We start from the raw sequence: 12,244 nt of genomic DNA, 5'->3' as shown, positions 1-12,244 counted from the left end.
TTTTACTTATTTGTGAAATACCAACCTTTTGATTTGCTTAAAATTGGTTTTGTCGAAACAAAAAATTTGTCAGAAGGAAAAGCAAACTCAATTTGTCCAAATTCATTTTTTATTACAAATGTATTTCCGTTTACTTCAAGTTTACCAATTGTTTCAAAATTGTTAGTTGCTGTCAAAACTTCCATATTTTCTAGATAATATGTTTGTTCATCAGTCCACATTTCATATTTACCCTTTATTCTAACTTGTTTGCCACTTTCTTCTGTGTAGTTTTGATAATCATATTCAGTCAATTTTACCAAGTTTGAAACTTTGATATTTTGCAAACCACTTTTCAAAGGTTGTACGCCAAATTCAAGTTTTATATTCAATGTTTCTTCTAAATCTCTTTGCGAATATCCAAGTTCGTCAGGTGTTAAACCTTGATACATCAATGATTTTATGAGTTCATCAATTACATAATTTCTATAATCTTCGTGAACTGTTTTTAAATGCAATTTAAACCAAGGATATTTTGAGTTGATGAGTTGAAACGGTTGCTCAAAAGTTTTGTATTCTCCTTTTTCGTTTACATCAAGACCTTCATCAGTAAAATCCATTTCACTGTGATGATAAATAAATTTTTCTCCGTTTCGGCTTCTTTTTCGTTCGATAGTTAAACTTCCGCCCTCGGCTAAAATCTCAAAAACTGTTTCTGTCATAGATTATTTTTCGTCAAAGTTAATTAGTCGCTACGCCAAAATATGTCGTTCAATTTTTAAAGTTTAATTTTTAGACGAACGTTGGTTTATGCTGACCGCTAACGGTTTACGTGTATATGTCAGTAGCGGAAAAACGAAGCTGAAATGTTCGGTTTGGCACTACCGTAAGCTACTTGCAAATGAATTTGCTAAATTTACGAAAAGCAAATGAATTTGAAAGTAGCGACAAGAAAGAACAAACGTTCAAAATTTGCACTTAACCCGCTATTGCATATACACGATGTGTTTGTTGCACAACTAAGATAAGTGTAGTTTTTGATATAAACAAATGTTTATAGTAAAAATATTTTATATTGTATACTATTTGTATTATTGTACATGCAAGGTCGTAAACAATTTGAAGCAAAATTAATGGTATACACTTCACTACAAGAACTAGTACCAACTGGTAACTACTATCGTAAACTTAATGGTGCATTAGATTTACAATGGCTCTACAAAGCAACAGCACCATACTATGGTACAGAAGGCAATCCAAGTATAGATCCTGTGGTATTCTTTAAAATCATGATAGTAGGTTATCTCAACAATATTAACTCCGATAGACAGTTGTTGTCTTTCTGTGCAGATAGCTTGTCTATCCGTTTGTTTATAGGTTACGATTTAGATGAAACTCTGCCATGTCATTCAACCTTATCAAGAACTAGAGCTTTGTATGGAGAAGATATATTTATCAAGATATTTCAACAAGTATTACAGCTGTGTATTGCTAAACAAATGGTAGCAGGTAAACGCCAATGTATAGATAGTGCTTTTGTAAAAGCCAATGCAAGTATGGATAGCTTGGTAGAAAAAGAAGTGTTAGAAGATGTATCTACATATGCCAATGAATTAGATGAAAATAGTGAGTTCAAAGTAAAAAAGGAAGTAAAACAATTAGTAGAGCGACATCATAAATGGAAAGCAGAAGCGTATAAAAAGATGCCAGGTCATGTGGTTAATCCAAAGCAGTTAGATGAACATGGCAAACCCATACGCCCAAAATTTGTGAGCAATCACACCCATTATAGCAAAACAGATGCAGCTGCAAGAATATCAACCAAACCAGGCAAACCACGACAATTAAACTACTTAGCACAAGTAAGTGTAGACGACAAAAATCATGTAATAACAGGAGCATTAGCAGATTATGCCAACAAAAAAGATAGTGATTGCTTAGAGCAAATAGTTAATCAAACACAAACAAATTTACAACAAAACCATATTACGATAGCAGAAGTAATAGCCGATGCTGGATATAGCAGTGGCAAAGCATTGAAATATTTAGAACAACAAAACATAACAGCATATATTCCTAACTTTGGACAATACAAAGCAGAAAGAGTTGGCTTTAGATATAATGCAACAGAAAACCAGTACGAATGCCAACAAGGCAATAGAGCTATACTAAAGTACAAAGGCATAAAAACAGATAGCAAAGGATATGAAAAAAAACAATATAGAAGCAGTGAGAGCGATTGTAAAGATTGTCCATTAAGAGCAAACTGTTGTGGCAAAGTAACCAAGTTTAAAAAGATAGAAGACAGCATAGACAAACCCTACTACGACAGAATGCATGAACGACTTACACAAAATGCAAGCTATGCCAAACGCATGATACGCAAGCGAAGCAGCACAGTAGAACCAGTATTAGGTACGCTGATAAACTTTAGAAACATGAAGCGAGTCAATACACGAGGCATAGCATTAGCCAACAAACATGTACTACTAGCCGCCATGACTTACAACTTGAGACCGTTGCAAAAGGTGAAATTTTTGTTTTTTATTTATTATATTCATTAGTTTATATTTGTTATATTTTAATTTGTTTGTTTTATTGGCTTATTTTGTTATTTTTTATCTTTTTTGATTGATTTTTGTTTGTTTAGTACTCTTTTTTTTTACTTTTCTTCGCTTTTTTATGCTTTGGACATAAGTATCCCTGGACTTCTGTATAAATTATATGCTATGGCTTCCATTATGTTTTGTGTGTGCATCTTGGCTATGCCTCTGTATCTTGCTATACCGCCGTTAAACCATCTTTTTATACTGCCAAAAGTGCGTTCTATTTTATATCTGGTTTTGCTTATTAGTTTGTTATAATCTGTTTGGGCTTGTGTTAATGCTTTATTTTTAGTTGCTTTTTTTAATATGTTATTTTTTAATCCTAATGTCTTTAACAATTCATTATTCTTCTCTGATTGATAACCTTTGTCTGCTTTTACTGCTATGTCTTTTGGTAAGTCTGCTGTTTTTAATACCGTTTCTAGATTACTAATTTCATTTACACTTGCTTTGGTGGTTAATACGCCTAATACTAATCCTTCGTTGTCTGTTACATAGTGTTTCTTATAGCCATATTTTAGTTGTTTGCCTCTCTTTATCCATGCTGCTTCTATGTCTACACTTGTACTGTATTTTTTTTCTACCGTCTTTGTTGGTACTTCTTGTGATTGCTCTTGTTGTTGTTGTTGTGCTTCAAGCTCATAATTACTTTTTCCTTTGGGTTTTAATGGTGTTTCTACTATACTGGCATCTACTATAGCTCCTGTCTTTACTAGTATTTGATGTTGTTCTAATTGTTTGTTTATGCTTTTTAATAATTCATCATATGCTCCTGCTCCTGTCATTGCTGTTCTAAATCTGCTTATGGTACTATGGTCTGGTGAGGTTTGGTCTATGGTTAATTCTAAGAAAGAACTAAAGGAGAGGCTGTCATTTATTCTGTCTTCTACTTCGTAATCACTTAGTCCGTACCATGTTTGTAGTAAACAGATTTTGAATAATAACAATCCATCATAACTTGGCTTGCCTGTTGCACTTGTGCCTTTGGTGTAATACTTATCTATTTCTGTACTAATTTGTTGCCAATCTATTAACTGGTTAATTTGTGTAAAGAAAACTTGTTTAACTTTCTTTACGCGTGTATCGCATATACTGTCTGCTAATGTGAGTGGCTTATTTATTTTCATAACTCTAATATACTAAATTATAGTATAACTACTAGCATTATTCTATATTATTTTTTATCACTGCCTTGCAACGGTCTTGCTTCGTTTTGCTTAATAATATATACAAAGTACTATTATAATCTAAAAAAATGGAGATGCTTCGCTTTACTCAGCATGATGAACGGACAATAATACAAAGATGTTTATTACAGTTTTCGTTTTACTTCTACTTGCTCAAATGCTTCTATGATATCGCCAACTTTTAAGTCGTTGTAATTTTTAACTCTTAAACCACATTCGTAACCTTTAGATACATCTTTTACATCGTCTTTGAATCGTTTTAAAGAATCTAATTCGCCTGTAAATACTACAATTCCTTCTCTAATAATTCTAATCTTATTTGTTCTAGCTACTTTTCCATCTAATACATAACAACCTGCAATTGTTCCAACTTTAGAAATTTTAAAGGTTTCTCTAACTTCGATATTACCTGTAATTTTTTCTTCGAACTTAGGTTCTAGTAATCCTTCCATTGCAGATTTAACTTCTTCTATGGCATCGTAAATAATAGAATAATGTTTAATTTGTACTTCTTCTTGCTCTGCAATCGTTCTTGCATTAGCTGATGGTCGTACTTGGAATGCAATAATAATGGCATCGGACGCTGATGCTAGTAATACATCGGACTCACTGATTTGTCCTACGCCTTTGTGTATAATGTTTACCTGAATTTCTTCGGTAGATAATTTCAATAATGAATCGCTTAATGCTTCTACTGAACCGTCCACATCACCTTTAACAATTAAGTTCAACTCTTTGAAAGTTCCTAGTGCTAGTCTTCTTCCAATTTCATCAAGTGTAATGTGTTTCTTAGAACGCAATCCTTGTTCTCTTATAATGGTAGATCTTCTGTTGGCAATATCTTTTGCTTCGCTTTCATCATCATAAATTTTAAATTTATCGCCAGAAGCTGGTGCTCCGTTTAAACCTAAAACTTGTGTTGGTGTAGATGGTCCTGCTTTTTGTAATCGCTGACCTCTTTCGTTGGTCATGGCTTTTACTTTACCATAATACTGACCTGCTACCATGAAATCGCCTACTTTAAGTGTACCTTCTTGTACCATTATTGTAGCAACATATCCTCTACCTTTATCTAAACTAGCTTCTATAATTGAGCCAATTGCATTTTTGTTTGGATTGGCTTTTAACTCTAACATTTCTGCTTCTAATAGAACTTTGTCTAATAGTACATCTATGTTGAGTCCTTGTTTTGCTGAAATTTCTTGTGATTGATATTTTCCGCCCCAATCTTCTACCAAAATATTCATTTCTGATAGTTGCTTTCTTACATTTTCTGCGTTAGCACCTGGTTTATCAATTTTATTGATAGCAAAAATCATTGGTACTTCTGCTGCTTGTGCGTGTGCTATTGCTTCTTTGGTTTGTGGCATGACATTATCATCGGCAGCGATAACAATGATTGCAATATCGGTAAGTTTAGCACCTCTTGCACGCATGGCAGTAAATGCTTCGTGACCTGGTGTATCTAAGAAAGTAATTTTTTCTCCGTTTTTGGTAGTTACTTCGTAAGCACCAATATGTTGTGTGATGCCTCCCATTTCGCCTGCTACTACATTGGCATCTCGAATATAATCTAGTAATGATGTTTTACCATGATCGACATGTCCCATGATGGTAACAATTGGTGGACGAGGTTTTAAGTCTTCTGGTGCATCTACTTCCTCTTCGTCGTCATCGTCTTGTTCTTCCATAGAAATGAACTGAATATCGTAACCAAATTCGGCAGCTACTAATTCTATGATTTCAGCATCTAGTCGTTGGTTGATAGAAACGAAAACGCCTAAGCCCATACACGCTTTAATAATTTCTGTAGAAGTAACACTCATTAAACCAGCCAATTCTGATACGGTTACAAACTCGGTAACTTGTAGTATTTTGCTGTCTTGGTTTTCTGCTTCTTCTCTTTTTACTGCGTGTTCTTCTCTTTTTTCTCTACGATATTTTACTGAAGATGACTTTCCTTTTCCTCCAGAAATCTTAGCCATGGTAGCTTTGATTTTGTCTTTAATTTCTTTTTCAGAAACTTGTTGATCTGGATCTTTTTTATCGTTGTTGTTCGGCCTGCCTTTTCCACCTTTTTGAGCGTAATCTTTTACATTAACTCGGTTGGTTTTAATACGAGTTCTTTTCTTTTTCTCGTTTTTATCAGAAATTTCTTTTTTCTTTTCTTCTCTCCTTTTCTTCTCTTGCTCTCTATAAATTTGTTCTGGTCTTTTTTCTTCTTTCAGTTCAATTTTTCCTAAGATTTTAGGACCAGATAAGACTTCTTTTTTAGTTTCGATGTGTTCTACAACTTCTTTTTCTTTAACCGGAGTTACTTTCTCTTCTTTTTTAATTTCTTCTTTCTTCTTAGGAGGAACAACTACCTTTTCTTCTTTCTTAACTTCTTCTTTTTTAGCTTTTGGTTTTTTAGCAGCGTCTAAATCTATTTTGCCTAATATTTTAGGTGTTTCTACTTCTACTTTTTTAGTAACTATTTCTTCTTGCTTTGGCTTTACAATTTCTTCTATCTCTTCTTCTTCCTCTTTTCTTTTACCAATAGTAATTTGTTCTGCTTTTTCTTTAACAGCAATATCTACTTTAAAATCAGTTAAAAGTACTTGGTATTGTTCTTCTGTAAGTTTTGTGTTTGGGTTGTTTTTAATATCGTCAAATCCCTTGCTATGAAGGTGTTCTACTATAGAACCGATTCCGACATTGAGTTCTTTGGCGGCACTTGCTAATCTAATTGTTTTTCCTTCGGACATAAATTGCTACAAAATTAGTTTTTTATTTTTGGTATAACGAATAAAATTAGAATTTATACCGAATTTAAAATGGTGTTAATCCAAAAGTTTGCACCTATTATTTTTATCGGTATATACCTTTGTTTGATTTATAAAAGCAAAATGATTTTATAAATCGTATTGGCATTACTCTAACTCTGCTTTCATTATACTAATTACTTCATCAATTGTTTCTTCTTCTAAATCAGTTCTTCTGATTAACTCATCTCTATCTAGCTCTAAAATACTTCTTGCAGTATCACAACCAATAGCTTTTAATTCGTCTATTATCCAGCCATCAATTTCGTCTGCAAATTCGTCTAAGTCAACATCATCTTCTAATTCATCGGTATCTCTAAATACATCAATTTCGTAGCCCGTTAATTTGCCTGCTAGTTTGATGTTGTATCCACCTCTACCAATTGCTAAAGACACTTGGTCTGGTTTTAAGAATACAGATGCTTTTTTTCTTTCTTCATCTAAAGAGATAGATTCGATTTTTGCTGGTGTTAGTGATCTTTGTAATAAAAGAATGGTGTTATTGGTAAAGTTGATGATGTCTATATTTTCATTTCTCAACTCTCTTACAATACCATGTATTCTTGATCCTTTCATACCAACACAAGCACCAACTGGATCTATTCTGTCGTCGTAAGATTCTACGGCTACTTTTGCTCTTTCGCCTGGTTCTCTTACTATGTTTTTAATTACGATTAATCCATCAAAAATTTCTGGTACTTCTAGCTCTAGTAGTTTTGCTAGGAATTCTGGTGCTGTTCTTGATAAGATAATGTATGGTGTATTTCCTCTTAATTCTACATCTTTAATGATGGCTCTAATGCTATCGCCTTTTTTGTAGTAGTCAGATTTTATTTGTTCGTTTTTAGGTAAAATTAATTCATTGCCTTCGTCATCTAGTAAAAGAATTTCTCTTTTCCAAACTTGATAAACTTCTGCAGTGATGATTTCGCCTACTCTATCTTTGTATTTTTTATAGACTTCGTCTTTTTCTAAATCTAAGATTCTAGAAATAAGTGTTTGTCTTGCTGCTAAGATTGCTCTTCTACCAAAAGATTCAATTTTAATTTCCTCGAATAATTCTTCGCCAACTTCAAAATCTGGTTCAATTTTTTTAGCGTACGCTAATTCTACTTGAGCCATTTTGTCTTCCACAGCACCATCTTCTACGATGTCTCTTTTTCTCCAAATTTCTAAGTCGCCCTTGTCTGTATTAACAATGATGTCGAAGTTTTGGTCTGAGCCATATTTTTTACGCAATAAAGTTTTAAATACATCTTCCAACACACGCATCATGGTTGGTCTGTCTATGTTTTTAAAGTCTTTAAACTCCGAGAACGAATCTACTAATTCTATACTATTCATATAATTATATTTAGAATTTAAAATGTTTTATTACTGATTTTATATCGTTTAAATTAATTTGATGTTCTATATTTTCCTCTGTTTTGTTTTTCTTTTTTGGTTCTTCTACTACACTTAAAGTGTCATTTTCAAATGCAGTAAGATTACCAATAATTTTTCTTCCATCTTTCATCACTACTTCTACTGGTTTGCCTATCTGTTTGATGTATTGTTGTTCTACTTTTAATGGCAAACTCATTCCTGGTGAAGACACATCTAATGAATACCAGTCTGCGATTTCTGGAATTTCGTCTAAGTAATTTGCTAAAAACCTACTAATGTTAACACATTCATCTATGGAAATATTACTCGTTTTTTTATCAGCAAAAACGGTAATTTTACCCGTAGCCAATACTTGAACTTCAACAATAAAGAAATCGGTATTGTTGAAATAAGCTTGTAATTGATCTTCAATATTTGCTTTTATTTGCGTTAAATTATCCATATATTTAATAAAAAAGAGGACTTTCTAGTCCTCTTCATTCATTTTCGCAGTGCAAAGATAATAAAAAGATTTGTAAGCCAAAGCATACATTAGAAATTTATTACAAGAAAAAGTTATTTCACAATTAATTACACTATTTGAAACAAATAATTTTTATTCATTTTGTCTTGATATTTACTTGTTGGTAAACATGCAAAACGAACTAGATCCTGAAATAAATTCAGGACAAGAAGCATTTAAGGCAATTTTACTGACTTCTGCGTTAAAAATACTAGTGATAGCTTTCGGCTATGATTGTGTTTTTTGCCTTGAATTCATCAAAAAATATTCAAAATATATTTTGCTCTTCTGAACGCTAATTAGTACTACAGATTAAATCTAAATCAAAGTAATTTATATCCAGAAAAGTATATAGGTCGTATAAAATGTCCAATTTATATGATGGCAGGAACTAAGAAAGATCAAATTAGAATTCAAGAAACAAATAAATTATATCAAAATATAACCTTTAAGCAAAAGAAATTACATTGGTTCAAAAATGCAAAACACCAAGATTTTTATACATTTAATAAATCAGAATATACTCAAAACTTAGATTCATTTTTAACCTTGCTAAAGAAGTAGTAATTTTACTTTTACTAGTAAATTAACAATAAAAATAAGATTAATTGTATAACTTAGTAAAAAGCAAACAAGATGACTATAGAGCATAAGAAAATAGAGTTGATAGAAGCAATGCTAAAAATAGATGAGGAAGCTGTATTGAATAAAATTAGTAATATAATTAAAGAAGAAAAAAATATAAAGAAAAATAAATCACAAACAAAATTTGATGATTTGATAGGTGTTTGGAGTAAGGAAGAAGGAAAAAAGATAATGGACGCAATTGAAGAAGGATGTGAGCAAATTCATGTAGATGAGTGGAAATAGTCAAATAATTGTAGATAGCAATATAGTAATCGCTATATTAAATGGAGAAAAGAAAGTTACCATCAAATTAGAGAAACAAAAAGTATATATACCAAGCATAGTAATTGGTGAATTATATTATGGAGCAAATCAATCAAAGTTGAGTACAAAAAATAAAGAAAAAATTGAAGTTTTTGCTTCAAAATGTACAATATTATTGATAGATGAAGCAACTGGAAAAGAATATGGAATAATAAAATCAGAATTAAAACAAAAAGGAAAACCAATACCAGAAAATGATATTTGGATAGCTGCTCTAGCAAAACAATACGACATTCCAATTGCAACAAGAGACAAACACTTTAAACAAATTAAAGGAATTGACTTAGTAGAACTATAGGAATACTACTATATTTATATCCATGCGAGTAGTCATTCAAAGAGTTAGCCAAGCAAGTGTTACCATTGAAAATAACATCAACGGAAAAATTAATCATGGTTTAGTCGTTTTATTAGGTATAGAAGAAAACGATACTACAAGTGATATTGATTGGCTGTGTAAAAAAATAGTCCAACTTAGAATTTTTAATGACGACAACGACAAAATGAATTTATCTATCCAAGATATTCAAGGCGAAATTTTATTAATCTCACAGTTTACTTTGTTTGCTTCAACTAAAAAAGGCAACCGACCAAGTTTTATTCGTTCAGCAAAACCAATAATAGCTATTCCGTTGTACGAACAATTTATAACCACACTACAACAACTATTACCCAACAAAATTCAAACAGGCATTTTTGGTGCCGACATGAAAATAACACTCACCAACGACGGACCAATTACCATTTGCATGGATAGTAAAAATTTGGAGTGAGTTATTTAATACAATAAGCTAACTAAATATTATTTTTGCATCAATGAATTACTCAAACAACTATTATATTGTTCAAAATGATGAGCAGTTTGGACCATTAACGATTATTGAAGTTGCTCAGTATGCATTTAATCATCAAACTAAAATCTGGACAAATGGATTAAACAATTGGATTAGCGTTAAAAATATTGAAGAAGTATATCAGAATATTGATAAAGCAAAAAATGATCTTATTAGTTTAAATCAACGAATTGTAAAATCAAAACAAAGTAATGCTAATAATACAACAGCAATTCTATCAAACAATAAGGATATTTCATATTTAGGGCATCAAATAGCAAGTGCAGAACAACGACTATTTGCATTTATTTTAGAGTCTGTAATTTTACTTATTCTATCTGGTATCATTTCTAATATTATTCCAATAGAAAGTACTGTCATAATTTTTTCCTTAATTTCTGCTGTTACTTATTTGGTTTGGAGTGGAAACATTGGTCATAAAATTTTAGGATTAAAAGTAGTGAATATAAAAGATGATAGTGATATGAAAAATCCAATCAAAGGTTTCTTTAGAGAAGCTATTAAATTCTTTACTTTATGGTTAATTATTCCAAGTATTTGGTTACTTTGGGATAGTAATAAACAAAATTTATATGATAAAATTTTTGATACTATAGTTATCAATAATAAGAAATAAGCATTATGATAATTTTCAACGGTAGAGGAGCTATAATTGGTATATTGTCTATAATTATATTGATAGTTTTATCAAGCTTATTAAAACTATCTTATAACTTTTCCTTTTTCTTGACTGGAATTATTGCATTATATTTATCATTTAAGGTTTCTAGCAAAGGCGAAGGATATTCTGGAATGCCAACTATATTCTTTATTCCAACTCATATTTATGCTATTTTAATAATCTTTGTAGGATTTAAAGAGTTTAAAAGAACTAAAACAATATTTAAAAAAAATGAACCTGTAGATATAAGAACAACAAAATTAGAAAACGATATTGATTCATTAGATAATATTGGTATTTATGGAGATCGAGTGATAGCAAATCAAGTTAAATCAATTTTAGATTCTGTTTTAATTAATCAACTTAAACCTCAAAATATTTCTTGCTTAGTTAAAGTAAATGATGATAATAATGCAGTTCTTTTACTATTAAAAGTTGACAAAATAGATCTCCTTTCAAAAGAAGCAAAGAAAGAGTTTGTAAGTATCTTAGAATCTATTTTATATGAAACCAACAATCTCAGTACTAGAATGCAATATATTGGAATTTGTAATAAAAATAACTCATTAGAAATTACTCAGTCACCTTACAGAAATATTCAAACAAGCTATCTATTAGCTTATTCATCAGATTTATTAGATTTTTACGGAACATTAAATGAAGAATAATGGCAAGAATTGGAACTATAGATGCATTATATGCAAATGATTTTGCTGCAGATGTATGTCCTTATTGTAAACAAATAAGTGAACACAATATTAAACTACAACAAAGAGCTTTTTTAATTGGCTTCCCTTTGTTTCCGATAAGTAAACAGTATGATATTGAATGTATGAATTGTAGAGGCAAAATTCAATTAGGAAATATGCCTAAATATACTGCAGATAAATACTTGCATTTACTAAATACTAAAAAACCATCTATTTGGATATATTCTTTTTCTTATTTTATAATATTCATGATTATTTTTATGAGTATAAAAACTTATTTTGATAATAATAAATTTGAAGAATATATAAAAACACCCATTATTGGAGATATTTATGAAACTAAGAGAAAAGAAGAAGGCATTTTTTCTGATGATTATTTATACTCCTATATGCGAGTTGTTGACATAGAAAATAATATGATTGGTTTTCAAAAAGCATTATATGAAGCTCCTTCAGACAAAAAGAGCGAAATTCTATATCCAAAGGAAGATGCTGTTTGGCTTGACGATACGGTCTATTATTATAAAACAGAACTTATTAACCATTTAGATGGTTTTAGATCTGATAAAAATTTTTCTATCACAGAAGTTATGAGATAAATAAG

General features: G+C 30.9%; 12 protein-coding genes. 7 read left to right on the top strand and 5 right to left on the bottom strand.

The features are described 5' to 3' along the window. Positions 1 to 2: 2 nt before the first annotated feature. On the bottom strand, positions 3 to 701 hold the full coding sequence (locus tag H6553_10105) for a hypothetical protein (GenBank protein ID MCB9034179.1): 699 nt from the start codon (positions 699 to 701) through the stop codon (positions 3 to 5). Between the two features lie 378 nt (positions 702 to 1,079). Between H6553_10105 and H6553_10100 the strand changes: the two genes are divergently transcribed. After that, positions 1,080 to 2,543 (top strand): IS1182 family transposase, encoded by a 1,464-nt coding sequence (locus H6553_10100; GenBank protein MCB9034178.1) that lies wholly within the window; start codon positions 1,080 to 1,082, stop codon positions 2,541 to 2,543. A gap of 116 nt (positions 2,544 to 2,659) precedes the next feature. Here the strand turns inward: H6553_10100 and H6553_10095 are convergent, their stop codons facing one another. The 4 genes from H6553_10095 to H6553_10080 all read right to left on the bottom strand — a co-directional run bounded on the left by H6553_10095 (position 2,660) and on the right by H6553_10080 (position 8,404). Next, on the bottom strand, positions 2,660 to 3,712 hold the full coding sequence (locus H6553_10095) for an IS5 family transposase (GenBank protein MCB9034177.1): 1,053 nt from the start codon (positions 3,710 to 3,712) through the stop codon (positions 2,660 to 2,662). A gap of 185 nt (positions 3,713 to 3,897) precedes the next feature. Beyond that, entirely contained in the window at positions 3,898 to 6,519 is a 2,622-nt protein-coding gene (gene infB / locus H6553_10090; GenBank protein MCB9034176.1) for a translation initiation factor IF-2, read from the bottom strand. Positions 6,520 to 6,684: 165 nt separating this feature from the next. Then, positions 6,685 to 7,920: a transcription termination/antitermination protein NusA gene (nusA, locus tag H6553_10085; protein MCB9034175.1), complete on the bottom strand. Its 1,236-nt coding sequence runs from the start codon at positions 7,918 to 7,920 to the stop codon at positions 6,685 to 6,687. Between the two features lie 10 nt (positions 7,921 to 7,930). Beyond that, positions 7,931 to 8,404, bottom strand: coding sequence for a hypothetical protein (locus H6553_10080; protein ID MCB9034174.1), 474 nt, complete (start codon positions 8,402 to 8,404; stop codon positions 7,931 to 7,933). 696 nt (positions 8,405 to 9,100) lie between these two features. On the opposite strand from H6553_10080, the gene H6553_10075 reads away from it, so the two are divergent. Genes H6553_10075 through H6553_10050 form a run of 6 tightly spaced genes read left to right on the top strand, consistent with a single transcriptional unit; the run spans position 9,101 to position 12,239 of the window. Then, positions 9,101 to 9,334, top strand: a complete 234-nt coding sequence (locus tag H6553_10075) for a hypothetical protein (protein MCB9034173.1) — start codon at positions 9,101 to 9,103, stop codon at positions 9,332 to 9,334. Then, positions 9,321 to 9,713: a type II toxin-antitoxin system VapC family toxin gene (locus H6553_10070; protein ID MCB9034172.1), complete on the top strand. Its 393-nt coding sequence runs from the start codon at positions 9,321 to 9,323 to the stop codon at positions 9,711 to 9,713. The genes H6553_10075 and H6553_10070 overlap by 14 nt, the downstream gene beginning before the upstream one ends. Before the next feature lie 22 nt (positions 9,714 to 9,735). Beyond that, the gene (locus H6553_10065) at positions 9,736 to 10,188 is read left to right on the top strand and encodes a D-tyrosyl-tRNA(Tyr) deacylase (protein MCB9034171.1); all 453 of its coding nucleotides are present in this window, start codon (positions 9,736 to 9,738) and stop codon (positions 10,186 to 10,188) included. 43 nt (positions 10,189 to 10,231) lie between these two features. Next, complete coding sequence (locus H6553_10060) at positions 10,232 to 10,885, top strand: RDD family protein (protein MCB9034170.1); 654 nt, start codon at positions 10,232 to 10,234, stop codon at positions 10,883 to 10,885. A gap of 5 nt (positions 10,886 to 10,890) precedes the next feature. Then, positions 10,891 to 11,598, top strand: coding sequence for a hypothetical protein (locus H6553_10055; protein MCB9034169.1), 708 nt, complete (start codon positions 10,891 to 10,893; stop codon positions 11,596 to 11,598). Then, positions 11,598 to 12,239: a hypothetical protein gene (locus H6553_10050; protein ID MCB9034168.1), complete on the top strand. Its 642-nt coding sequence runs from the start codon at positions 11,598 to 11,600 to the stop codon at positions 12,237 to 12,239. Before H6553_10055 ends, H6553_10050 begins: the two co-directional genes overlap by 1 nt. Positions 12,240 to 12,244: the final 5 nt, after the last annotated feature.

This window comes from Chitinophagales bacterium, assembly GCA_020636535.1.
Taxonomy (GTDB): Bacteria; Bacteroidota; Bacteroidia; order Chitinophagales; family JADIYW01; genus JADJSS01.
The sequence above is the reverse complement of the archived record's forward strand: the minus strand, read 5'-3'. Positions and strand labels throughout refer to the sequence as shown.